This window comes from Oceanobacillus bengalensis, assembly GCF_003628445.1.
Taxonomy (GTDB): Bacteria; Bacillota; Bacilli; order Bacillales; family Amphibacillaceae; genus Oceanobacillus; species Oceanobacillus bengalensis.
Genome location: NZ_RBZO01000023.1, coordinates 40,100 through 65,451 on the forward strand (window position 1 = coordinate 40,100; position 25,352 = coordinate 65,451).

At 36.5% G+C, this 25,352-nt stretch carries 23 protein-coding genes and 1 pseudogene; 12 read left to right on the plus strand and 12 right to left on the minus strand.

The features are described 5' to 3' along the window. Positions 1–63: 63 nt before the first annotated feature. Both D8M05_RS14040 and D8M05_RS14045 read right to left on the minus strand, forming a co-directional pair. Positions 64–651, minus strand: a complete 588-nt coding sequence (locus D8M05_RS14040) for a GNAT family N-acetyltransferase (protein ID WP_121132864.1) — start codon at positions 649–651, stop codon at positions 64–66. Between the two features lie 184 nt (positions 652–835). Continuing rightward, the gene (locus D8M05_RS14045) at positions 836–2,053 is read right to left on the minus strand and encodes a putative glycoside hydrolase (RefSeq protein ID WP_121132866.1); all 1,218 of its coding nucleotides are present in this window, start codon (positions 2,051–2,053) and stop codon (positions 836–838) included. Positions 2,054–2,322: 269 nt separating this feature from the next. Between D8M05_RS14045 and D8M05_RS14050 the strand changes: the two genes are divergently transcribed. Then, positions 2,323–3,228: a nuclease-related domain-containing protein gene (locus D8M05_RS14050; protein WP_121132868.1), complete on the plus strand. Its 906-nt coding sequence runs from the start codon at positions 2,323–2,325 to the stop codon at positions 3,226–3,228. 1,062 nt (positions 3,229–4,290) lie between these two features. On the opposite strand, the pseudogene D8M05_RS14055 reads toward D8M05_RS14050, so the two are convergent. Next, positions 4,291–5,467 (minus strand): annotated as a pseudogene (locus D8M05_RS14055) (amidohydrolase). Between the two features lie 57 nt (positions 5,468–5,524). Next, entirely contained in the window at positions 5,525–5,785 is a 261-nt protein-coding gene (locus D8M05_RS14060) for a hypothetical protein (RefSeq protein ID WP_147405184.1), read from the minus strand. Between the two features lie 328 nt (positions 5,786–6,113). Here D8M05_RS14060 and D8M05_RS14065 point away from each other — a divergent pair, with 328 nt between their 5' ends. Both D8M05_RS14065 and D8M05_RS14070 read left to right on the plus strand, forming a co-directional pair. Beyond that, entirely contained in the window at positions 6,114–6,980 is an 867-nt protein-coding gene (locus tag D8M05_RS14065) for a DMT family transporter (protein WP_121132872.1), read from the plus strand. Positions 6,981–7,168: 188 nt separating this feature from the next. Continuing rightward, positions 7,169–7,423, plus strand: a complete 255-nt coding sequence (locus D8M05_RS14070; RefSeq protein WP_121132874.1) for a hypothetical protein — start codon at positions 7,169–7,171, stop codon at positions 7,421–7,423. Positions 7,424–7,488: 65 nt separating this feature from the next. Here the strand turns inward: D8M05_RS14070 and D8M05_RS14075 are convergent, their stop codons facing one another. Then, entirely contained in the window at positions 7,489–8,268 is a 780-nt protein-coding gene (locus tag D8M05_RS14075; RefSeq protein WP_121132876.1) for a DUF2268 domain-containing putative Zn-dependent protease, read from the minus strand. A gap of 170 nt (positions 8,269–8,438) precedes the next feature. Between D8M05_RS14075 and D8M05_RS20925 the strand changes: the two genes are divergently transcribed. Further along, on the plus strand, positions 8,439–8,660 hold the full coding sequence (locus tag D8M05_RS20925; protein WP_121132878.1) for a YppG family protein: 222 nt from the start codon (positions 8,439–8,441) through the stop codon (positions 8,658–8,660). Positions 8,661–8,674: 14 nt separating this feature from the next. After that, positions 8,675–9,388: a class I SAM-dependent methyltransferase gene (locus tag D8M05_RS14085; protein WP_342772264.1), complete on the plus strand. Its 714-nt coding sequence runs from the start codon at positions 8,675–8,677 to the stop codon at positions 9,386–9,388. Between the two features lie 184 nt (positions 9,389–9,572). On the opposite strand, the gene phnE (D8M05_RS14090) is transcribed toward D8M05_RS14085, so the two are convergent. From phnE (D8M05_RS14090) to D8M05_RS14105, 4 genes are all read right to left on the minus strand, one after another. Beyond that, on the minus strand, positions 9,573–10,379 hold the full coding sequence (phnE, locus tag D8M05_RS14090; RefSeq protein ID WP_183072805.1) for a phosphonate ABC transporter, permease protein PhnE: 807 nt from the start codon (positions 10,377–10,379) through the stop codon (positions 9,573–9,575). Positions 10,380–10,391: 12 nt separating this feature from the next. Beyond that, entirely contained in the window at positions 10,392–11,207 is an 816-nt protein-coding gene (gene phnE / locus D8M05_RS14095; RefSeq protein WP_121132882.1) for a phosphonate ABC transporter, permease protein PhnE, read from the minus strand. Beyond that, positions 11,200–11,982, minus strand: a complete 783-nt coding sequence (phnC, locus tag D8M05_RS14100) for a phosphonate ABC transporter ATP-binding protein (RefSeq protein ID WP_121132883.1) — start codon at positions 11,980–11,982, stop codon at positions 11,200–11,202. Before phnC ends, phnE (D8M05_RS14095) begins: the two co-directional genes overlap by 8 nt. 95 nt (positions 11,983–12,077) lie before the next feature. Further along, positions 12,078–13,187 (minus strand): phosphate/phosphite/phosphonate ABC transporter substrate-binding protein, encoded by a 1,110-nt coding sequence (locus D8M05_RS14105; RefSeq protein ID WP_245985380.1) that lies wholly within the window; start codon positions 13,185–13,187, stop codon positions 12,078–12,080. Between the two features lie 389 nt (positions 13,188–13,576). On the opposite strand from D8M05_RS14105, the gene D8M05_RS14110 reads away from it, so the two are divergent. From D8M05_RS14110 to cydS, 3 genes are read left to right on the plus strand one after another with little or no spacing between them, the layout of a single operon-like run. Then, entirely contained in the window at positions 13,577–14,923 is a 1,347-nt protein-coding gene (locus D8M05_RS14110; RefSeq protein ID WP_121132885.1) for a cytochrome ubiquinol oxidase subunit I, read from the plus strand. Then, the gene (locus D8M05_RS14115) at positions 14,920–15,945 is read left to right on the plus strand and encodes a cytochrome d ubiquinol oxidase subunit II (RefSeq protein WP_121132886.1); all 1,026 of its coding nucleotides are present in this window, start codon (positions 14,920–14,922) and stop codon (positions 15,943–15,945) included. Before D8M05_RS14110 ends, D8M05_RS14115 begins: the two co-directional genes overlap by 4 nt. A 5-nt stretch (positions 15,946–15,950) precedes the next feature. Beyond that, on the plus strand, positions 15,951–16,064 hold the full coding sequence (cydS, locus tag D8M05_RS20930; protein WP_379542982.1) for a cytochrome bd oxidase small subunit CydS family protein: 114 nt from the start codon (positions 15,951–15,953) through the stop codon (positions 16,062–16,064). Between the two features lie 115 nt (positions 16,065–16,179). Here cydS and cydC read toward each other — a convergent pair whose 3' ends face one another. After that, the gene (gene cydC / locus D8M05_RS14120; RefSeq protein WP_121132888.1) at positions 16,180–17,904 is read right to left on the minus strand and encodes a thiol reductant ABC exporter subunit CydC; all 1,725 of its coding nucleotides are present in this window, start codon (positions 17,902–17,904) and stop codon (positions 16,180–16,182) included. Beyond that, positions 17,901–19,631: a thiol reductant ABC exporter subunit CydD gene (cydD, locus tag D8M05_RS14125; RefSeq protein WP_121132890.1), complete on the minus strand. Its 1,731-nt coding sequence runs from the start codon at positions 19,629–19,631 to the stop codon at positions 17,901–17,903. Before cydD ends, cydC begins: the two co-directional genes overlap by 4 nt. 926 nt (positions 19,632–20,557) lie before the next feature. Between cydD and D8M05_RS14130 the strand changes: the two genes are divergently transcribed. Further along, positions 20,558–21,049: a hypothetical protein gene (locus D8M05_RS14130; protein WP_121132892.1), complete on the plus strand. Its 492-nt coding sequence runs from the start codon at positions 20,558–20,560 to the stop codon at positions 21,047–21,049. Between the two features lie 358 nt (positions 21,050–21,407). Here D8M05_RS14130 and D8M05_RS14135 read toward each other — a convergent pair whose 3' ends face one another. Continuing rightward, positions 21,408–22,454, minus strand: a complete 1,047-nt coding sequence (locus tag D8M05_RS14135) for a PIN domain-containing protein (RefSeq protein ID WP_121132894.1) — start codon at positions 22,452–22,454, stop codon at positions 21,408–21,410. A 367-nt stretch (positions 22,455–22,821) separates the two neighbouring features. On the opposite strand from D8M05_RS14135, the gene D8M05_RS14140 reads away from it, so the two are divergent. The 3 genes from D8M05_RS14140 to D8M05_RS14150 all read left to right on the plus strand — a co-directional run bounded on the left by D8M05_RS14140 (position 22,822) and on the right by D8M05_RS14150 (position 25,143). Next, positions 22,822–23,481, plus strand: a complete 660-nt coding sequence (locus tag D8M05_RS14140) for an ArsR/SmtB family transcription factor (RefSeq protein ID WP_121132896.1) — start codon at positions 22,822–22,824, stop codon at positions 23,479–23,481. Between the two features lie 72 nt (positions 23,482–23,553). Further along, positions 23,554–24,846 (plus strand): MFS transporter, encoded by a 1,293-nt coding sequence (locus D8M05_RS14145; protein WP_245985381.1) that lies wholly within the window; start codon positions 23,554–23,556, stop codon positions 24,844–24,846. After that, positions 24,847–25,143, plus strand: coding sequence for a rhodanese-like domain-containing protein (locus tag D8M05_RS14150; protein ID WP_121132898.1), 297 nt, complete (start codon positions 24,847–24,849; stop codon positions 25,141–25,143). It begins immediately after the preceding gene. The last annotated feature ends 209 nt before the right edge of the window (positions 25,144–25,352 follow it).

The window sequence follows — 25,352 nt, forward strand, 5'->3', positions numbered from 1 at the left end:
ACGCTCTAATTGAAAAAAACAAATGTAGCCACTTAGCTTTTCACGCTAGGTGGCCGATAATGTCTACTTTTCAACTTCTAGATTCCCTAAAATATCTTCTGTTTCACGATTTTTGTCATAATGTAATACTTCTTCTGAAGGTTGATATGCTTTTCCATATATTTCTTCATCTTTATACGTATGAATATCCTCATACATCTTTCTCATTTGTTCATAAATCATTTCTTCAGAATCATCTGCTGGTGACCAATAAAGGATTTCCATTGGCGTTTCTTCATTTGTCGCTAGAGATCTCCGACTATAGCCAATGGATCTGGCATGTGTGAAGCTTTCTCTCCGGTAAAAATGTAATCTTTTCTCTGTGTCAGAATCCTCATAATTAACCGGTTCAACCTCTAATATAATTGGTTTATTTTTTGCTTTTAACTTCTCAATTAATTGATGCCCGATTCCTTGCCCTCTCGTCGTTGACGAAACCCATATATAATCAATGAATATAAACGTATCAAACTCTGCATACATCAACACATGTTTCGGACTTTCATCTTTATGATAAACATCTGCTTTTTCCTTTAGTAACATTTCCATATGTTCCTTTGATTTCATTTCCTCAATGGGAAAGTATTCTTTCAACTTATCATACCAATTCATTCATTTACCCCTTTTTTTGTTTTTTCGTAAAAATCGATTGCCTTCTTTAGTATAGCCAACTATAAATCATTTGAAAAATCGATGTTTCCCTTAAATTCAGGGGTATAACGGCATTTGAAAGGATTGGAAAGAAATAGAAAAGCAGACCTCCCTTTTACGAAAAATCTGCTTAAATGGCTCTCATTTATTTCATTCCAAGCCGATATTCTACATTTTCTGAGTAATAATTCCCTGCGTTCCATAGCAAATATTCATTGATTCCATTTTCATACAGTGCTTTTATCTGTGCTTCTACTTCTTCCTTGCCGTATTGTTTAACTGGACCACCTTCATAAATCCAAGGTGCTTCAAAATCTTGGAGCCATGGCCTTGACACTGGCGGATTATCTAACGCACCCAGGACATCATTTTCCACTTTGGCATACTCAGATACAAGGCGATACGGCTCTTCGTCTGGTATATCAATACCGAAATAATTTTTGGACCAATGACTTGGATAAATCATGGAAGAGATAACGTCTACATTCTCAGAGATCTTAGCGAAGTTTTGCCCAATACCTGGTGCCTCTTCAATCGTTGCCGCATATCCGAAAATATCAACTGCAACATCAATATCATAATGCTCTAATTCCTGCTTTGCATATGCAACAAAGTCTGTTACTGCTTCCACTCGTTTTTTCACACTATTCATATCAAGCTTTTCGTAATCACCCATTGAATACTTCAGTGTTTTGTCTTTTTTCTCAAACCCTTCTGGGAAACGAACATAATCAAATTGAATTTCCTGAAATCCCATCTCAGCTGCCATTTTTGCAATTTCTACATTATAATCCCATACTTCTTTCAAAAATGGATTAACAAATGCCTCTCCCCTACCATTTACCCAAACCTTGCCATTCTCAGTATACGATAGGTCTGGTCTCCTGTTAGCCAATTGTGTGTCTTTAAAGACAACTACCCTTGCGATTGGATAAATTCCCTTTTCTTCAAGGGTTTGCATCATCGCTTTTGGGTCGGTGATATGATTTTTTGCGATGCTTTCATATTTTGAGCCCTCTTCTGGTTTAAAAGTTAAATTTCCATGATCATCTTTTACATCAATTACCATGGCATTTAAATCGGTTGTTTCAACAAGGTCTAATAGGGCATTAAATCGGTTAGATCCAGCTGAAGTTCCCGTCACATATATTCCTCTTACAGCATCAGGATAATCAAATGTATAACCCGAATGGAAAGAAAATCGCTCGAGTAACTTCTCTGTATCGAAAAGGGTGATGTTTGTTTTTCTTTCTGTATGTGCATTTGCATTATATATATCCTCTGCTTTACTAAATATTGGGAGAGCCAAACACGATAAGAATACTACCATATAGATGAAAATCTTTCGTTGTAAATTCCCCATTAAAATCAATCTCCTATTTACTTTTTAGTTTTAGTATATAGGAAAAACCAGGACGCATGAATGGTAAATCTTCTTATTTGAGCTCTTTCTTACCTGATTTTCTTTATTTTAAGTATATTGTTTGTGAATAACGGCGATAATGAAGCGTTATACTATATTTTGTGATGTTAACTTTTGGAGTATTAGATTTTTCAAGTCGGTAATAATTGGAATTTATTTAAATATGTAATATACTTAACTTAGAATATTTAGATAAAAGGAAGTGAACCATGTCTTATAAAGCTCGTACAAAGCCGCATGATTTAATCGTTCTCGAATTATTAACCCCTCGAATGAATCTAACTACAAAGGACAAGCATCATTACTATAATCTTAAAAAGGGATATGAAGGTGAGTTGTTATTTGATTCCCTAACCGAGAAACTTCAATGTGAATGCTTCATATTGAATGACTTATTACTCGAAGCAAATAATTCTACTTTCCAAATTGATTCCCTAATTATTACAGCGGGAAAGATCTTCTTTTATGAAGTGAAAAACCATGAAGGTGATTATTATTTAGAATCGGACAAGTTATTCAAGAGACCCAAATTAGAAGTTACCAACCCACTCCATCAATTAAGTAGAAGCGAATCCTTATTAAGTCAGCTACTTCTAAGCCTCGGTTACAAACTCCCTATTGATGCTTCCGTTGTTTTTATCAATTCCAAATTCACCTTGTACCAAGCTCCTCTAGATAAACCAATTATTTTTCCAACACAAGTTAAAAGTTACTTAAGCAATTTAAATGCCACCCCTTCTAAATTAACCACGACAAATAGAAGACTTGCTGACCAGTTAATATCGATGCATATAACAGACTCTCCATACAGTAAGATACCCACCTATGATTATCATCAACTTCGAAAAGGGATTATTTGCCCAATATGCCAATCGTATTCTGTATCTGTCGTGAAAAGGAGATGTATTTGTGGAGAATGTGGACATTTCGAGCCCGTTACAAATGCTGTCCTAAGAAGTGTTAAAGAATTTAAGATTTTATTTCCTAATGAGAAGATTACGTCAAATATTGTTTATGATTGGTGTCAGGTGGTGGAATCTAAGAAAAGCATTAGTCATGTTTTATCAACTAACTACAAAAAAATTGGAGACCACAGATGGTCTTACTACGAATAAATTGCTTTTGGTGTTGATAACCTTCATCATCGACGGTTGGCGGATGGGTTCCTGCTCTTCAGGCGTTGACAGCCTTTATCATCGACGGTTGGTGGCTGTTTTACTGTTCTTCCGGCGTTGACAGCCTTTATCATCTACCTTTGATGGATGGATCCCTGTCCTTCAGGCGTTGACAGCCTTCATCATCTACCTTTGAGCGCTGTTTCCTTTTCCTTAGGTAGTTGACAGCCTCCATCATCTACCTTTGAGCGCTGTTTCCTTTTCCTTACGTCGTTGACAGCCTCCATCATCTACCTTTGAGCGCTGTTTCCTTTTCCTTACGTCGTTGACAGCCTTCATCATCTACCTTTGAGCGCTGTTTCCTTTTCCTTACGTCGTTGACAGCCTTTATCATCTACCTTTGGTGGCTGTTTCCTTTTCCTTACGTCGTTGACAGCCTTCATCATCGACGGTTGGTGGCTGTTTTACTGTTCTTACGTCGTTGACAGCCTTTATCATCGACGGTTGGTCGCTGTTTCCTTTTCCTTACGTCGTTGACAGCCTCCATCATCGACCTTTGAGCGCTGTTTCCTTTTCCTTACGTCGTTGACAGCCTCCATCATCGACCTTTTATGGATGGATTCCTGCCCTTCAGGCGTTGACAGCCTTCATCATCTACCTTTAATCGCTGTTTCCTTTTCCTTACGTCGTTGACAGCCTCCATCATCTACCTTTGAGCGCTGTTTCCTTTTCCTTACGTCGTTGACAGCCTTCATCATCTACTTTTGATGGATGGATTCCTTCCCTTCAGGCGTTGACAGCCTCCATCATCGACGGTTGGATTCAATTTTCCGATCCTTCCGTCGTTGATAACCTTCTATTATCGATATTTGAGTCGGTTTTTCTCTAGTTTCAGAAGTATTATTTGCTCTTCATACATCGATGGACTGCTTTTTCTTAAATCTACGCTCAAATTTTATCTTCCCCATAAGGAAAAAAGCAAGATAATATCCCGCTTTTTAAATCCCTAGTTAATAAGAAGTAAATCCTCCACAATTCCTACAACAACTTTATACTTCCGCATTATTCCTGATCTAAATAGCCACAAACAACATGTCCCACTGATTTGGCTGCAACTAGAATTGAATCCTCATCCATATCGAATTTCGGATGATGATTAAAGTACGATTCTTTAACACCCTTTGGAGTACAACCAATAAAGAAATACGAACCGGGAATTTTTTCCAAATAGTATGCAAAGTCATCTGATGGTGACATCTTAGGGAATTCTTTTACTTCTTTAATATCTTTATCCTGAATTCCGTTTAAAGTATCTGCAACAAATGTGGTTAATTCAGGATCGTTATATAATGGTGGATAGTCAGGTGTATACGTAAGTTCACAAGTCACACCGAATAATGCTTCCAACCCGATGAAATTCCTTGTCAATCACTTCTTGCGTTTCCTCATTTGAATAGCGAATATCCCCTTCAATTTCAATGCTATCCTTAATCACGTTAAAGCTACCTTTTCCGTCAAATGATCCAATAGTAACGACACCAGCATCCAGTGGATTGACCCTGCGACTGACAACCGTTTGCACCGCTGTAACAAAATAAGCACCTGCAACAATAGCATCATTCGCTTTATGTGGTGATGATCCATGACCGCCAACACCCTGTATCCGCAATTTAAAATAGGTTCGACCGTTAAAGGAATATCCGCTATGATAGCCAACCGTTCCTGCTGGTGCCATTGGTAGGACGTGAATACCGAAAATCGCATCTAAATCAGCAAGTTTTCCTGAATCCATAATACTTTTTGCTCCACCAGGGGGCTGCTCCTCTGCGTGTTGGTGAATAATTTTAATCGTACCTTTCATTTTGTCCTTTAACTGGATAAGACAGTCAGCCAAAATTAACAAATATGCTGTATGGGCATCATGACCACAAGCATGCATTACACCTTTATTTTTGGATTTAAACGGAACATCAGCTTCTTCCTCAATTGGTAAGGCATCGAAATCAGCACGGAGTCCAACCGTTTTACCTTCCGAAGCCCCTTTAATCGTGACAATGATTCCATGGCCATTTCCTACATTTGTTTCGATTTCAACATCTTTTCCATTGTAAAAATCGGCAATATAGACAGCAGTTTTTTCTTCTTTAAAAGAAAGTTCGGGATGTTCATGGAGATAACGACGAATTTCAATCATCTCATCTTCCCGTTCTTCAAGCATTTTCATTAATTCATCCTTCATGATAAAGCCTCCTCAATATGGGCAAAGCACAAATATCTTATCTTACCGTATGGTCTATTAATGTCCAGCTTCTCTATTATCATAACGACTTACACAATCCTTTTCACTAAATTTCGTCTCCATTTCGACTGTATGGGTAACACCATTTGATGCTAGGATATCTCTTTTCACAAAATTATCTTGCCTCTTTTCCTTCTTTCTGTATTCCTTAATAATAGGTTGTATCCGCTTCGTTCGTATGACCTGCCCCCTATTTGCTACATCACTTCTACAATTATGTTCAATACTTCCCTTCGTAATATAATGACTATCATTCACAAAACACAGCATCTCTTCAATCAAACCTGAAGTATCCCTTGCATTTATCCACAGGACTATATATAATTATCAGATTCAATATTCCTTATCATAAAAAAAGCATAGCACATTTCCCTCTATGCATTCTAGGGAGCATGTGGATATTTATTAAGATGACAAGTGTGGCATCACAGGGCATTTGTTATGAAACGCAAAACTTTTAAAATAAAGTGGATAATCTGGAGCACAATTATATTAGAGCTTACTCTAAGAAGCAGTCGCCTAAGATACTGCTTCTTTTATATTGGATTACCATTAATCATTTATATTTATTAGGAGAGTAACAAATATGTTAAAAGCTTATGCTTGGCTAATTTTCTGTGTAGTTGTTTGGGGAAGTAACTTTGTATTTGGTAAGATATTGGTTCAGGATTTCTCACCAACTCTGTTAACATCCCTAAGACTTTTCTTTATTGTGATATTATTACTGGGATTATCAGCTTACAAAAAACAATTGAAACGATTAAACAAAAGTGATTTACTTGCAATTTTTTCTTTAGGAATTGTTGGTGTATTCATTAATCAATGGTCCTTCTTTGTAGGATTACAAACAGCTGATTCTACAACATCTGCATTAATTCTAGCGACAGCGCCAATATTAACTGGCTTCCTGGCTGCTATTTTTTTAAAAGAAAAATTAAGCCTTCCAACGCTATTAGGATCTATTGTTGCAATCATTGGGATTTATTTTGTTGTAGCTAAAGGGAACCTGTCTTCATTACACATTGATACAGGTCTTATATGGATTGTCATAACGATGGTAACTTTCGCTATCATGATTATTATAACGAGAGTAATCTCCCAAAGAATTGACCCACTTACAATCACGTTATATTCAAATATTGTGGGATTTATTATTTCAATTCCGTTTGCTTTTCTTTTGGACAATCCTATACGAATAAGTACTGAAGCTTCTGATTGGGCTTTTCTCATCGTAACAGCCGTTGTTGTCCATGGTATAGCCAACCTTATTTGGAATAATAACATTCGCCATGTCGCTGCTTCAAAGGCTTCTATATTATCTAATTTGGAACCTTTTGTAGCGATGATTATGGGAGTAATCTTACTTTCCAAGGCAATTACAGTGTTTGAGATAGTAGGTTCCATTATTATTGTTGGAGGAGTCATGCTTTCTACCTATCAACGAAAAAGTTAAGTAACCAAGTAGCTCAAGGTTATCTTTTCTCTACTGATAAGGATAAAAAACATTAACGCTAGCATTACGTAATCCATACTAAATAAATGCGAAAATCAATGAAAACCCTGATATAGATGTCCTTCCTGAAAAGACTACCATAACATATAATGTCATGTGTTCGATTCCGGGGATACGGGGGTGAAGGAATGTCAGCTGAATATTACAATATGTGCTGCCGATATAAAGGTAGAGCAGTAAGAATAACAACGCGTGATGGGAGAACTCATAGAGGAATTATTCGACATGTTGACAAAAGAAGCGTCTATTTACAGCCATTTGGCCCTACTAGAAATCTTGGTGGGTTTGGCTATGGTTACGGATACGGCTATGGTGGATTTGGATTAGGGATTGCTTTAGGGGCAATTGGCACACTGGCTCTCCTACCATTTTTCTTTTGGTAGTAGTTTGCCATATTTTTACGAAAGCAAACGAAAAACAGACGTAAAATTATTCGTCTGTTTTCGTTTTATTCTAAAGTAACCTTAGCTATCATTTCTGTATCTATAATAAATAGACTTTTACTAGTATGGTGAAATGCTTCTACATATTTATTTACTAAATAGTACCCGACACAATATCCCGACATTTTTGGATGTAAACCCGCACCATACAAAAGCTTATGATGTTTAGCAGAGTTCTTTGAAGTATTTCTATTTGGATAGATTAGCTTATTCCAAATCATTTTAAGCTCTTCATCTGAATAAAAAGATGTCCAGTCAGCTGTACATTCTTCACCAAATCTTTCACATACTGCATATTCTGCCAACCCTTCCAAAACAATTGTGTCTAACAACACGTAGTCCTCTTCTTTCTTATTAAATTTTGTTAATCGACAAACATGATTATATTCATGTGTAAACAAGGCACTTATATCTTTTTCAGTATTTTCCTCGGAGACAAATAAAAATAATTTATCCTTAAAAGCTAGACCTGATTTTTCCACTACATCTCGTTTAAGAAGTTGATGACTATTTAGTGGGAAAATAAAAATTGGAATATCAGGCCCATCCCACATTTCTTTTAGAATTTGATGCTCCTTTTCTATTACTTCCCACGTGTTATTATTTCTTAAAGTTTTTACGAGATCTGTTCCTCTTTTAGTTGGTTGATACATTCCGTGTAAACTTAAATATTCATAGACTTCCGAGGCCGAAGCATCAGCAAAATATACTTTTAATTTTTCGCATATATCAATTGGGTAATCATATAACTTCAGCAACCATTTATCCGTCCGAATTACACTCATTTTCTACACCCCTACACAAAGCAATTTTTAATATAATATGAATTTAATTGGTAAATATTGCGAAACATCCTAATAAAAAATAAATGCTATTTCATTAGTACGCATACCCTCCCATAAACCCTCTTCAGCAATAATATAAAATAGAACATAAAAATGGAGGTGTTTCCTATATGTTTCACCAAAAACCTAGACGCCCTATTCCGCCATACGCAATGAGACCACGGCACAGATTATCTCAAAATCCAAGAATATCCACTAGACCAAATTTATTATCTTCATTTCGGACATCCGATGGAAAAATAGATATAGAAAAAATAAGTATTACTGGAAAACAAATAATGGATGTGTACAGCCAAGTGAGTCCTCTAGTTTCTAAATTCATTAAAAGATAAGGGAGTGAATTAACTTGGATTACACATATCTTGATTGTCTTGCATTACTCGGAGTTGGCGGGGCACATCCTGGCGGGCTTGGCCTTACGAAAGACATCTTATCCAAAGAAACGATAGATAAAACAACATCGGTTCTTGATATTGGATGCGGAACAGGTCAAACTGCTGCTCACATTGCCACGCAGTATAATTGCCAAGTTAGTGCAATAGATAATAATCGGACTATGTTGGAAAAAGCAAAGGAAAGATTCTTTTCACTACAATTACCTATAGAGTTACAGCAGGCAAACGCGGAAAATATCCCCTATCAAGAAAATGTATTCGATATCGTTTTATCAGAATCTGTTCTTTCATTTACAGATGTCTCCAAGACCATTCAGGAAGCTCATCGGGTATTAAAACCAAATGGTATACTTTTGGCTATTGAAATGACACTCGACGTTCACCATTCTAAGAAACACTTAGAAGAGATTAAAAGTTTTTATGGTGTACCGCAATTATTAACCGAATTTGAATGGATAATCGCCTTTCAGAAAGGAGGGTATAACCACATAAATATAGAAAAACATGAAATACAGTTTAATGAAAATAATGCTGACGATGCTGCTGATTTCTCTCTTTCAGAAGATATAGATTATGAATACTTTACTATTTTGAAAGAACATGAAAACCTAGCAAACGTATATAAGGATATACTAGGCTTTCGAATATTTAGATGCAGTAAATAATCTAAACTTTAAATCAATACAGAAAATGAGACTTTCGAGCATAAATTTATAAAAGTAGAATTGATTATAAACCCTTTTATTTCAACAAAAAATGACCACCAAATTTATATTGATGGTCATTTTAACTTAAATCTTTGATGTTTGCGATAGGCAAGAGAACTCATTAATAGACTTCTATCCCGGCTTACCCTCGAACTAATTTGGCCCGCAAGCGATTTGATAGCCATTCTACTAGTAAAATCAATATCACGAGACCAATTAATAACGAACCTACCTCATTCCAGCGATACGCATTCATTGCAAAAATCAGTGGAGCACCAATCCCTCCAGCACCTACTAAACCGAGAACAGCAGCATCTCGCAAATTCATATCAAATCGGTATATAACAATCGATAAAAACATAGCAAATAGCTGTGGAATAATACCGAAGCGAATTTTTTCAAATATGTTGCAGCCAATCGATGTCATTGATTCAAGTACCTTTGTATCCAAATCTTCAATTGCATCCACGTATAGTTTAGACAACATCCCAATCGATGTTAAAGACATCGTCAAAACCCCTGCAAATGCACCAGGTCCAGTCACCCGAATAAACATTAAGCCATATACGATTGCAGGAACGGTACGAACAAAAATTAAAACAATACGAGTTACATAGGCAACTGGTGCAGGTACAACATTGGATGCAGAAAGAAAAGCAAATGGAATGGCTAAAATAGCACCAATTATTGTTCCTAGAAAAGCAATGGCCACGGTTTCTATTAATAAATAGAGTACTCCCTGCTGGTTAAAGGTCAACAATAACTCTAAATCTGGCTGTAAGATGCCAGTAATAATATTTATGGCAACCTGAAATCCCTGCGTTTCCATTTCACTTAAATCAATCGCAGATAAAGACCACCCAAAAAGAAGTAGCAAAATGAGAGAAACTGTGATCATGTAGGTTTTATTTTTCGGTTCCCATTTAAGTTGATTTTCAATTGTATTCACGTATTCTCCCCCTTACATTAACTTCTTCCGAAAATATTCACTGGCATTTTCAATGATAAATACTGTAATCACAAGCAGCAGTAGAATGATTCCTACATTAGCATAATTTCTCCAGCCTAGTCCTTCGTTCAGCAGTAAACCAATTCCGCCTGCACCAACATAGCCTAGGATAGCTGCATATCGAACATTCCCCTCAAAACAGAACAATGATGTAGAAAGATAGTTTGGAAGAATCTGTGGAAAAACGGCATAGCGAAATGCTTGAACTTTTGTTAATCCAATCGACTCCATTGCTTCAAATGCACCCATATCAACATTTTCAATCTGTTCATATAATAGCTTTCCAACATAAGCAAGTGTAAATAAGAAAATAGCTACTGTTCCCGCAACCGTTCCAAGCCCAAAAACAAAAGTTGCAATCAAGGCGGAAATAAGTGTAGGCAAGGTGCGAAGAATACTTAGGAAAAACGTAAACAAAGCAACAACGACCTTGCTCTTTACAATATTAGACGAAGCTAGAACTGCAATCGGCAAGGCAACCAAAGCACCTAACAGCGAACCTAGGAGCGACATTTTTATCGTATCCAACAATGGCACCCAAATATTAGAAAAATGCTCCCAATTTGGAGGAATCATTTGCCCGATAATAACAAAAAACTGCATCCACCGCTCTAAAAGTAATTCCAGTTCAAACCCAGTTATTCTAATTGAAATAATCACTGCTAGAAGAAGAAGTGCCACAATGAATGGCAGGCGTGATCGTTTTTCATATACCGTTTTTCCATTTTCTAATGTGATTTTTTTAGGAAGAAAAATGCGATCATACATAGCTTACTTCTTCCTTTCTACTCACCTCTAGTTCCTTCTGGTTGTTGCCATAAATCATATCCAATATATCCTGATTCACTTCGGATGCTGCACCGTCATATACTACTTGGCCTTTACTGATACCGATAATTCGATTTGCGTATTCCAACGCTAATTCTACATGGTGAATATTCATAATCACGGTCATTTTCATTTCCTGATTGATGTGTTTAAAGTCATCCATTACTTGTTTTGCGGTTACCGGGTCTAAAGAAGCTACTGGTTCATCCGCTAACAGAATCGCGGGGTTTTGTGCTAGTGTGCGAGCAAGAGCAACACGTTGCTGCTGACCACCCGATAACTGGTCGACTCGTGCGTAAGCTTTATCTAAAATTCCAACTTGGTCCAACGCCATTAATGCTTCTCTTTTCTGTTCCTGCGTATATACTCCTAGAAGCTTGCGCCAAAACGGCATTTCAGGAACAAACGATACAAGGACATTTTTGATCACCGTTGTTCTAGTAACTAAATTAAACGACTGAAAAATCATACCAATTTTTCTGCGGAACTTACGAACTTCTTTCCCTTTTAAAGCAGCTACCTCAACACCATCGACTACCAGTTTTCCATTGCTAATTTCATGCATACGATTGACACAACGAATCAATGTGGATTTCCCTGCGCCAGATAAACCAATAACAGCGACAAATTCTCCGTCCTCAATGGTTAGATTAATATTCTCAAGTGCCATTGTTCCATTGGGATATTTCTTATCCACTTCGATAAACTCTATCATGCTAAAACTCCATTCTAATATTCTTCCAAATTATGTATAGGGTAAAAAAGAAGAGCATTTAGAAATGTCCTCTTTTTTACGTAAGATTTCCAGTTTTATTGACCTATTTGTTGTACAATCTCTTGAGCAGCACGTTCATTATCATAATCAGCGTCTTCTGCTACTTGATAGCCTTCATGATTGTAAATGGAGATGACTTCTTTTCCAGCTTCCGATTCACCGATATTGATGAATGCTTCTTGTAATGCTGCTTTTAATTCTTCGTCCATGATATCAGAATTTTTACTAACACTTACTGTATCATTGTAAATGCCTGGTGTTACCCCAATTAGATCTGTTTCCTCCCAAATGGTTGCAGATCGCTCCAGATCAGAAGTCCATACATCCTCATTGTCACGACGTCCATCGGCATACGTTACCATGATGTCGGTTTGTTCTTGGGCTAATCGAGCAAATGCATTACCATAAGAATCAACTTGGACAACATTGTCTAAATCTGTAATGGTTTTATCGAAACGTTCTTGTAACCACAGCGCAGGATAAATATATCCTGCAGGAGAAGAGGAGGACATCACGCTCCAAGTTGCACTGTTTACATCTTCAAATGTTAATTCTTCCCCATTGTTTACTTTTTCTGCCAATTCCTGTCCTTTTTCAGATGGACCAGCAATAAGGATTGCGCGATAAGAAGTTGCTTGTATATCAGAATCCTCTGTTGGTTCATTTGCATTCCAATCTGCAGGATCATCGGAATCATTTGATAAACCAGCTCGAGTTGCAGTTAAGATAACCTCAGCACCATCATCGTATAATACATACGTACCACCAGGAATCAAACCAATATCAGTTGTACCTGCTGACAAAGCTTCCCCAACTGCTTCATAATTCGTTCCAACGGTAATGTCCACATTCCCTACATCATAGCCTAAGTTTGCTAATTCTTCTGTTAATAATTCTTTTAACGGTTCTGTAGCTGTAATAATTTCTTCTGGTTCTCTAGATGGTACAAACCCGATCGATAGCTCATCAATTTGTCTATTTTCTTCAGCTTCCGCAGTTTCCTCGGATTCATTATTTTCTCCTGTATTTTCTTCTGTACTTTCTGTGTCTTCATTTTCAGCATCTACATTAGATTCTTCACTACATGCGGCTAGTAAAAAAACTAGCATGATTATACCTAAAACATAAACGATTTTCTTCTGCAAAACGATTCCCCTCTTTCTTTATAGTGTCGTTCAGTGTCGATTGTACGCATTCATTATTAAGCCGATATTAATCGGGTGTTAATTTTCTGTAATGAATTATATTTCTGGGAATTCCACTAATTATTGAAAGTTTTATTTCCTTCTAAATAAAAACGTTAAATAATAGTACAGAATAAAGGAAGAATAAAAGAAAGCTTATCTCTTTGAAAATAACATTTGTATTTTTGTTCACAATTCATTCATCAGACGTTTGCTATATTGTCATATGTAATATCGTTTTTTTATTGTATTTTGAGTTAAAATATAATAATGATTGTTTATTTTTTCACAAAATGGGTATATCAGGTAATAAACTTGAATAAATCGCAAAATAAGGAGGTAGAAGATACTTGTTATTTGATGATCCAGTGTTTGCAAGTAGATTATTAACATTACTGACCCTATCCTTCCACATTATTTACGCAACAATTGGTGTGGGTGTCCCACTCTTTATTATGATTGCGCATTGGCTAGGAATTAAGAAAAATGACTACCACTACATTATGATGGCCAAACGATGGGCACGGGGATATCTTGTTACGGTTGCAGTCGGGGTAGTAACTGGTACCATCATCGGGTTACAGCTCTCATTATTATGGCCAAACTTTATGGAGCTTGCAGGTAATATTATTGCATTACCTCTTTTTATGGAAGTTTTTGCATTCTTCTTTGAAGCAATCTTCTTAGGTATTTATTCATATACATGGGACCGATTTGATCAACGAAAACATTTCTTGCTGTTAATTCCAGTGGCCATCGGCGCAGGATGTTCAGCACTATTTATTACGATCGTTAATTCGTTTATGAATGCTCCACAAGGCTTTGACCTTGTCGATGGACAACTTGTGAATGCGAATCCATTACTTGCAATGTTCACAGCAGCTATGCCGACAAAGGTCTCACACGTTTTAGCAACAGCATATATGACAGCAGCCTTTATGCTTGCAGCGATTGCAGCATATAAACTAATTAAAGGATCGAATCATGCGTACCATAAGAAAGCACTTCATATGACAATGAAGATTGGGCTTGTTTTCTCTATTGCTACAGCATTAATTGGTGACTTCTCTGGTAAATATTTAGCAGAATATCAACCAGAAAAATTAGCTGTTGCTGAATGGCATTTTGAAACAGAGGAAGCCGCACCACTCTTGATGTATGGAATATTAGATGAAAATCAAGAAGTGAAATACGCCATTAAAATTCCTTTTGCATTAAGTATTTTGGCACATGGAAATCCTACTTCTGAAGTAATTGGTTTGGATCAATTCCCAGAAGAAGAAACCGCGCCACTCGTTACCCACTATTTCTTTGATTTAATGGTTACAATTGGTGTATTTATGATTGTATTAGCTCTCGTTTATTGGCTAGGGACAAGGCTTTCATGGTCATTTGTAAAAGCAAATTGGTTCCGCTGGCTTATTGTTCTTGGTGGACCACTTTCCTTCCTGGCAATTGAGGCTGGCTGGTGGATGGCTGAGGTTGGAAGACAACCATGGATTCTTCGCGGAATAATGACGGTTGATCAAGCTGCCACCTCAAGTGATTATGTAGGATTGATGTTTATCTTGTTTGCAGCCCTGTACCTTGTATTAGGAATAGGAACGATTGTTGTACTACGTAGGATATTTAAAAATAATCCTGTAGATTTAGAGCTCAAGCGCTATGAAGCAAAACAGGGTGGTGAAGAGAAATGAGTCTAGAAATATTAGGTATTTCCGTACTTTGGACGTTTCTATTCGGTTACGTCATACTTGGATCGATTGATTTTGGAGCTGGTTTCTTCAATGCTTACGGTATTATCTCGGGCAAACAGCATATTTTGTCGAAAATTATTCAACGCTATTTGTCACCTGTTTGGGAAGTAACGAATGTATTTTTCGTATTCTTCTTTGTTGGAATTGTAGGGTTCTTTCCAAAAACTGCCTTTTACTTTGGGACGATTCTACTTGTACCTGCAAGCCTAGCAATTATCTTGATGGCAATTCGTGGTTCCTATTATGCCTTTGAAACATATGGAACAAAGGGGCATAAAGGATATGCGTTTATGTATGGAATATCAGGACTTCTCGTCCCTGCCTCTTTATCGGTGGTACTTGCAATTACGGAAGGTGGATTTGTATCGATTGTTGATGGTAACCCTGTTCTCGATTATTGGGCACTATTCACAAGTCCCTTATCCTGGTCTATTGTTGTATTAGCGCTTGCAGCGGTATTATATATCTCTGCCGTTTTCCTCACCTGGTATGCAAACAAAGCTGGTGATGTTGATGCAACAAAATTAATGCGAAAATATGCCCTATCATGGGCTGTTCCATTGATTATTGCTGCAGGTGGGATCATATTCGAATTAAGCTATCACAATCCAGAACATTTTGAACGTATTCTAGATTTAGGCTGGATGTTCGCACTTTCAGCTATTCTTTGGTTAGCCACTGTCTGGTTATTATGGAAACAAAAAAATTATGGTGTCTCTGTTTGGCTATTAATTGGACAATTTGCTCTAGCCTTTTATGCATACGGAATTTCACATTATCCATATCTTCTGTATCCACACTTAACGATACAGGACGGATTCACGAATGAAGCGATGGCTATTTCGCTCGTTGTCGTGTTCATTCTAGGTTTTATCTTGCTAGTTCCTTCCATTTATTTATTGTTAAAACTATTTCTTTTCGACAAGGATTATGTCGAAGGTAATAAGAAGAAAAAGGAGTGAGCTGTTTGTTAAATGATTTTTTAATATTTGCTGCACCCTTTATCGTAATTGTCGCTGCTATCATTGTTTCATTTTGGGTAGTAAAGAATGATAACACGATTACAGATGATGAAAATTAATTATTTCGGTGAGAGGAGCGCACGCATTAAAAGTAAATGCGTGCGCTTCGTTTTGTTCTACAAAAAAAACTGGAAAGCGCTATTCAACGCTTTCCAGTTTTTATCAAATATTCGTTTAACCCCCAAGAAATACGCTCTGTTCAATCTTTTTCATCTCATAGAAATAACCTTTACGTTCCATTAATGATTCAAATGTGCCACTCTCCATAATTTTCCCATGATCCATTACGATAATCTGATCCATCTTCTCTAGCCCAGTTAGGCGATGACTTACGAGCACAACCGTATCAGCCTTTGCTTCACTAAAGATATGCTGATAAATTTTCGCTTCTGTTAATGCATCTATTGACGAAGTTGGTTCATCTAACAGCCATAAAGATTCGTTTTTCAGCATCGCTCTTGCAATTGCGAGACGCTGCTTCTCCCCACCAGATAAATTTTCACCTTTTTCAAGTACAGAATCATCTAATGTGAAATGGTCTAAATCAACTTTTGACAAAGCTCCCTGCATTTCATCATCACCGAGTCCATCCTTTGCAAGCTGCAAATTATCACGTATGGTTCCATAAAAGAAATGATTTGCTTGCAGTACTACGTTCGCATTTTCCCAAATGCTTTCCTCTGTCAAAGTGTTAATAGGAATATCATTTAATAAAATCTCTCCTTCATCAACAGAATAAAGATGAAGTAACAGCTGTAATAGCGTTGATTTCCCTGAACCACTTGGACCAACAATCGCTGTTTTCGAACCTGCTTCAAGATTCAAGGAAACACTATCTAGTGTTTGTCGTGAATCATTGGGATACGTAAATCGAATGTTCCTTACTTCTATTTTTGGTGCAATATCCGTTTGGAAATTTTCCTGCTTCATTTGTGTTTTTCCGATTGATTCGTTACGAACAACAGAGTGAAGTCGTGATGCTGCCTGTTTACTATCCTGCCAGTGACTTGGGAAAATTGCCATTGATGTTGTATTTTCAAAGACGGTAAGGGAGACCATCACTAACATGGCCAAATAAATACCATCTAGTTCCCCATTTACAACTAAATAGGACCCAACAGCCAGCACACAGACGGTAACCAATAACGATAAAAATGTGTTCATTGCTTGACTGAATAAATTATGGACGCTTTCCTGTTCCTGCTCCTGCAAATAGGCTACTGTTGATTTACTTAGCTGCTTTTCTTTTCCTTCTAGTTGCTGATAAATTTTCAAGTCTCGAAAACCATAAAGAAATTCGGTAACCTCAGTTGACAACGCTGCACGGCTTTCTCTTACTTTCCGGTCAAACTTACTTTGTCTTAAGGCAAAGTATGACGGGACAAGCACTGTTGTTAATAGGAAACCAACAAATAAAATGAGCGCAACTTCAAATGAAAAGAATGACGTAAAAAAGATTGTACTAAAAAAGATCAATAGTAAAACAATTGGTGGGTAAAAAACGCGTAAAAAGAAGTTTTGTAATGTCTCTACATCACCGACAATCCGAGCAAGTAAATCGCCACTTCGAAACTTCCCGAAAATCCCTGGTGCTAAAGGTTCTAATTTTTCATAAAAAGAAACACGTAGATTGCTTAGCATTGTAAATGTACCGCGGTGTGAAAAATACCTTTCCCCATACCTACTTAATGCAGAAATGATACCGAGCATTTTTACCGAGGCAACAAGAATCATCAGCGTGTAGATTGGCGGAGCTAAGGCTGCCTTCGAAACTAAATATCCACTTGCCGAAAACAACGCTACCGCTGTTATTCCAGCAATAAATCCACATAAAATCGAAAGGAATATGTCTTTCTTTTCTACTAGTAATACTTTAATTACTATTCGCAAATCCTTCATTGTACCGTACCTCCTCGCTGTACAGTAACCATCTCCCGATATGCTAACACAGATTCTAATAATTCATCATGCGTACCAGTTGATAGAAGTTCACCATTCTCAAGGAAAAGTATCTGGTCTGCATTTTGTATGGTGTGAAGTCGATGGGCTACGGTTATTACCGTTGAATTTTTGGACAGCTCCTTAATTGAGGTCTGTAATATACGTTCTGTTTGTAAATCGAGCCCTGTTGTTGGTTCATCAAAAAGAATGATAGATGGACGCTTTAGAAAAGCACGAGCAATAGCTACACGCTGTTTTTCCCCACCTGATAAACCACGTCCTGCTTCACCAATTGGCGTATCAAAACCTTGCTCAAGTGAACCAACAAGTTCCGTAAGCCCTGCTTTTTCTGCTGCTTGTTCAATTTCCATTCGCGATGCATCAGCATGTCTACCAATTGCAATATTCTCTGCAATTGTCCCCGAGAATAAGTATGGGTCTTGGGAAATATAGCTGAGTTGACCAAACCAATCCTTCTCACTAAAGTGGGATCTTTCCTTACCATTAATCATAATTTTCCCTTCTAAGAGTCGGACAAGCCCAGCAATTATATGTAAAAGCGTCGTTTTCCCTGCTCCAGTTTTACCGACAATTGCAATCTCTTCATTTGGTCGAATAGAAGCATTTATATTTTTCAATGCAAAAGCATCCTCACCGTAATGAAAACTCACAGCCTGCAATTCAATTAATGGCGGTTCTTCTTTACTCAAGCTTTCTTCGCCAAAAACTACTAAATCTGCTGTTTCTTCCAGTTCACGCTCAAGCTTTTTAGCTGCACCGATACTTCCACGTCCCGTATGAAATGCACTACCAAGGTCCTTTAATTTTGTAAAAAACTCTGGAGCCAATACAAGCATTAAGAATCCAGTAAAGAATGTAATGTCTTGAAAAATAATGAGTCGGATTGCAACCTCTAAGGCAACAAGCCCGATACTTAGCATAGAAATAAATTCAAGTGCTAATGAATTAGAGAAAGCTGTTTTAAGCACGACCATCGTTGCTTCACGGAAATCAAGACTACTCTTTCTTATTTCTTCCTTTTGTTCCACGGAACGACCGAATAATTTTAGCGTTGTTAGTCCTTGTATCGTATCAAGAAACTTCCCCGAAAAAGCCGCCATTTTGTCTAATTGCTCCTCGGCTTTATCCTTTGTATTAAAGCCGATAATCATCATGAATATCGGAATAAATGGTGCAGTAATAATGATAATAAATCCCGTGGTCGCATGTTCCATAAAGATAACAACGAGAAGCATGATTGGAATAATCGTCGATTGAATCACTTGTGGAATATAATCACTAAAATAACTATCAATCTCATCAACTGTGTCCATCATGACACTTACTTTCTCACCCGATTGTCCTTGAAGGGATGCTTGCATTGGATTTCTAGAAAATTTATTTAAAAGGACACTTCGAAGGTCAGCCTTTACCTTCGTCGCCATCTTTATCCCAGTTCTTCCACTAAGATAACTAAAAAAGGTTCTAGCAAAAAGTGCGACAATTAACCATAGTAAATATGGAATAATATCAGAAAATGAATTATCTTTCAAAAAGATCCGGTCAACGATTTGGACAAATAAATAGCCTTGTCCAATAATTGCTAAACCAGATAACGCAGCAGAAATAGCGATTAGAATCATCTTCATTTTCTGCTCTTTCGCCATTGCCATAAGTCCTGCCATTGAATACAGACCTCCAGATAAAAAAATATAATAGTGAATTCTTTCACATAAGTATATATGATGGCGGTTCTCGAAGTAAAACGAATACAATCAAGTTAACAATATTGTCATATTAGATTATCCAATTCTTTTCTTCCTTTCTATACGAAAAAACTTTGAACTTATAATTAAGAATTTCTTAAATCGGAGCAAATCTCGCCGTCCGGGATCGTTCCGGGCGGATGCTTTCCGTGGGCACGGCGTAGGCTTCCAGCCGCCCTAAGATGCGCGAAGTATCTTTCCGGAACGGTGTGTTTAGAATTATTCTGATTTAAATAAATCAACAATCTATATCAAATGCTAATTATAAAAAGCAAAAAAAGATGCGAAAAAAGCCATTCCTTTATATTTCTCTTTTTACATTTCTCCTATACATTATTGATGTGAATAGCTCAGTGAAAAAGGTTTGACACAAGCCCAATTAATCTTTCCACTTGCACTTCAAGGAAATGAAATATATAATAATAAAAACTCAATATTATAGCAATGAAAAAGGCGTAGTACATTTTACCCTCTGATTTGTAGAGAGCTTGTGGTTGGTGGGAACAAGCATCAAGGTAAATTGGAATTGGACTTTGGAGCTTATTTTTTATAAAGCGATTCCGTCAAATAGGCGGAATAATTAGGGTGGCACCGCGGGGCATGTGTCACGGAACCACTAAACATTTCAATTAAAGAGGATAATCTAGAATACATTATTATAAAATTTACAATGAGAAGCGGGTGATTAGAACCTGCTTTTTTTATATAATTATCCTGTGAAACGTCTACTGGTTATACCATTGCAATATTTATCAATAATTTTAACAAATGAAGATGTGGTCTTTTTTAATTCTTGATATACTCCTTATAAAGTTAGAAAAATGGAATTATAAGGAGGAGATGATATGAAAAAACACAAAGCAGTTGCTTATTTTGCAACTGAAGAGCATCAGCCTGCAAGTATCTTTTATGATGGGATTATTGACTATTGTGAATGGGAAAAGGAACAAACAGACGGTTATGAAGAAGTTGAACTAGTAGCAATCTTTCATGATTTAAACAAGAAGGATGATTGTGATGATTTACCGGCATGGGAACAATTTATTACTTTTCTTGTTGTAAATAAGGACGTAACTAGAGTGCTGTTACCTGTAACTCGGTGGGGCGGTATAAAATTTGATGGGGCTGATTGTCTTAAAGATTTGAGTGAATTTATGGATATACCTCCTGTTAGAGATTGGTTTATTCATGATCCAATTGAGGACTATGATAATTTCTATGAAGATGATGCTTATGAAAACGAAGAACTTAACGAAGAACCAAACGAAGAACCATCCGTTACTACTTCATCAACTGGAGAACCAATTGATATAGATGATAATGATTTACCTTTCTGACCAGCGTTCATAATAGAGGAAAACAATAATTAATTTTCAGGAGGCGCAATTAGTACACTAGTTGAAACCTCCTTTTTTGTATTACTGGTTGGTAACATTTTAACAACTGATTTCACAAGAATAATATTGGATATGAACCATTTCTATTCAGTGTTTTGTTCATTTCCACAATGTTTTTTCAATTTAAATATGTATAGAATTGCAGTCATAAAGAAAAAGACCTTAATATACCGAATCCGCATAATTCATAGTATATTGAAGGCCTTTTAATCATTTAGGCTATTGATTATGCACCCGTTTGTTAATAAGCCTTTCGTACTATATAGAATGAAATAGAAACTAACAATCTGGAAATGCTTTAATAGCTGTTATCATAAACTTGAATTCCTATGTCTTCTTCTTCATTCAGAATTACACTGTTAATTTTTATTTCATGTTTGTCATGATGTTTGTACTCAATCGTCATTAAAATTGGAATTATAACTACATCATCAATTTCTGTCTCTTCGAATTGATGAAAGAAGTATCTGCCTTCTTCTTTGTCATAAGGAGAGCTTGCGTAATCAACATAAGATACATCAGCGTTTAGCGAGACATTGGCATTAAATGCTATTGTAGCTATTCCTTCTTCTTTCTCTATATCAATAATATAGGGATCTTCATCTAACTCAATAGAATTGATATATACTCTATTTACATCTCCATCCTCATCGTCCAATGTAAATCCATGTTTCTCGATACATTCTTCTATCTGTTCTTCAATAATTGTATTGTTAGCATCATAAACAGATACAATAAATTGATGATTATAGTAATCATTTTTTGTTAGACTGTCAAAGAATGATTCAAGAGAAGATTCATATAAAAGGTTTTCTATGTTATCACAGAAATTTCTAAGATCTTGGTCATTACTTATGATAGAGACCTGTTGCCCCTCTTCCTCAAACCATTTTTGAAGAGCTATTAATGAAAAAGCATCTGGAAATTCCGCCTTTTTCTTATTGCTAAATGGAGGATCACCTTTAAAGTACTTTTCAAAGATGATAGTAGGTGAAACATTGTCTATAGGGATTATTGTTGCATCAACCTTTTCTAAAAATTGTTCAAACTGACTCATTAAGTAATTACTTATATCGTCTAATACCTTAGATATTTTGAAAACATTTTCGTATTCACTTAAATTCCTTAGAATCTTTGCATCTTTAACAAATTTTTTCTGACTGTTGTTTACTGTTTGGTATACATTATCATGGATTTTTGACTTTACTTCTTTTTTTACAATTTCCGTTAAGTAAACAGAAATTAGGTTATCCTCTACAGCATTAACAAGCCTCTGGAATAGTTCATTCCTAAAATTAAAATTTTTATGTATGAATACTTGTGTGTCAATAAAGACATTTATCACTTAATATCTACCCCCTGATATTTATAAGTTTATCAAATGATTACAGCCAATGAAAAATGTACCAGCCTTGACATAGTTTTTACCATTGAATTACAAAAGGTGTACCAATGAATGACAGCAAGTTTACCACGTTTGTTTTTGGGAACAAAAATTTTATACTTTTATATAAGTTTGATTGATTTTCATAAAACAGTCTTCCGCAATCGGAGCCAGATTGTTGAATAAGAGGTTAGAAAGAAGAGTTTGTAGTTTACACTTGAACTAACGCTTCGTTAATTCAAGTGTAAATTGTTGAAATGAACATTAATTACAATTATAATTCAAGTATTCAATAAAACACTTGAATAGATTCGGTGGTGATTCAAAAATGCTAAAGGAAAGAAATTTAAAAGATTTATTGTATCAAGAGTTCGCAAGAATAGGTAAAAGTCTTTCTAGTCCAAAACGCTTAGAGATTCTTGATGTTTTATCTCAAGGTCCAAAGTCAGTGGAAGCATTATCGAAAGCAACTACTATGTCTATTGCGAATGTATCTCAACATTTACAAACACTTTCTAATTCAAGATTGGTAAAGTTTCAGAAGAAAGGTAACTATGTGATTTATGAATTGGCAGATGATGCTATTTCTGACTTTATCATTTCCTTGCATAACCTGTCTGAAAAACAGTTTGTTGAGGTTCAACAAATAAAACAGGAATTCTTAAATGCCAATATAGGCATGGATGGGGTTTCGCTTACAGAACTTAGCGACCGAATGGAAAAAGGAGAAGTCTTACTGTTGGATGTAAGGCCAAAAGAAGAATACGAAAATGCTCATATTCCGGGTGCTGTTTCCATACCGATTGAGGAATTAAGGGACAAACTCTCTTCTTTATCAACCAACCGTGATGTTGTTGCCTATTGCAGAGGGCCATATTGTTTGATGTCGGTAGAAGCAGTAGAACTTTTAAGAAGTAAAGGGATTAATGCTTATCGTTTAGAAAAAAGCGTTCAAGATTGGAATGAATTTCAGGGCCATTTAAGCTAAATGGATATTATTAGCTTATGGAACGTTGGCTGATAAGGTTGTTACTTATTAAGAGAAAATTTGGGGAAGAAGGTGTTTAAATTGGTAAGTGAATCAAATGATCCTGTGCAAGAGTATATTGATAATCCAGACAAACAAAAACAATTATATAAACGTACCTTAATTATTGTTGTTATATCACAAATGTTTGGAGGGGCCGGATTAGCAGCTGGAATAACGGTTGGAGCATTACTTGCAGAACAAATGCTTGGTACAGATGCATTTGCAGGTCTTCCTGCTGCTTTATTTACTTTAGGATCAGCAGGAGCTGCATTAACAGTAGGAAGACTTTCAAATCGTTATGGAAGACGCATGGGGCTAGCAGCAGGATTTATAACAGGAGGACTTGGGGCAATAGGTGTTGTGATTGCAGCAATTGTAAACAGTATAATTTTATTATTCATATCCCTGCTCGTATATGGTGCCGGTACTGCAACTAATTTACAAGCACGTTATGCTGGTACAGACTTAGCAACGAACAAACAGCGGGGTACTGCTGTAAGTATAGCGATGGTTTCTACTACATTTGGTGCAGTTGCAGGTCCAAATTTGGTGGATGTGATGGGGGATTTTGCTCTTTCAATTGGTGTTCCAGAACTCGCAGGACCATTTATCTTATCTGCAGCAGCATTTATATTAGCAGGTTTAGTGCTATTTGCATTTTTACGTCCTGATCCATTTATTGTCGCATTAAAAATAAATGCCAATAAGCAAATCACAGAATCGGATGCTAATCAAGGGAAGAATCAAATAAATAAAAAAGCGATTACTGTTAGCGCAATTATTATGGTGCTGACTCAAATTGTGATGCTAGCCATAATGACAATGACACCAGTTCACATGGGGGATCATGGTCATAGTTTACGTGCAATCGGACTTGTTATCGGATTTCATATAGGTGCCATGTACCTTCCATCACTCTTTACAGGAATTCTCGTTGATAAAATTGGTCGTCCTGCCATGGCGATTGCTTCTGGAGTTACATTGCTCACCTCAGGTGTCATAGCAGCGATTGCACCGGGAGATTCTTTATTTCTAATGGTTGTTGCTCTTTCTTTACTTGGAATAGGATGGAATTTTGGCTTGATAAGTGGTACAGCTTTAATTGTCGATTCAACAGAACCTTCCATTCGTGCTAAAACTCAAGGGACAGTGGATGTTTTTATTGCATTAGGAGGGGCTTCTGGTGGTGCCTTATCAGGAATGGTTGTTGCTGGTTCCAGTTTTGAAATGTTATCACTTGCTGGAGGTATCTTGTCCTTAATACTTATTCCGGTTGTGATTTGGTCTATTGGCAATAAAAATAAAGAAATGGAGGAGTCTTAAATGAAACTAATTACAGCAAAGGATTTAGAAAAAAAGATAAAAGCAGGGGAAAAGGTAAACATTATTGATGTTCGTGAAGCTGATGAAGTTGCAAAAAACAAAATTATTGAAGCTAAACATATCCCATTAGGGGAAATTACAAATCGTTTAAATGAGCTTGATAAAAACGAACATTATTATATGGTATGTACGAAAGGCGCGAGAAGTGGTAGTGCGACTGATCAATTAATGCAAATGGGTTATAACGCAACTAATGTTGTTGATGGAATGCTGGGTTGGGAAGGTGATGTAAAATAAGCAATAAATATTTATTCCACAAACGGGCGCTTGTGGAAGATAATAAGCCTAGTTCCTCGCTAAAAATATGTCGGATTAGGCTTTATTAGGGAGTGTAAACTAAACTGTGTAAGTAAGAGAGCGTACGGCTCTTACTTCGCAGTTTAGTTTTTTATTTGGTAGAATCAAATTATACGAATGGGAGGTTATTCTATTGGCTAAATCAAAGC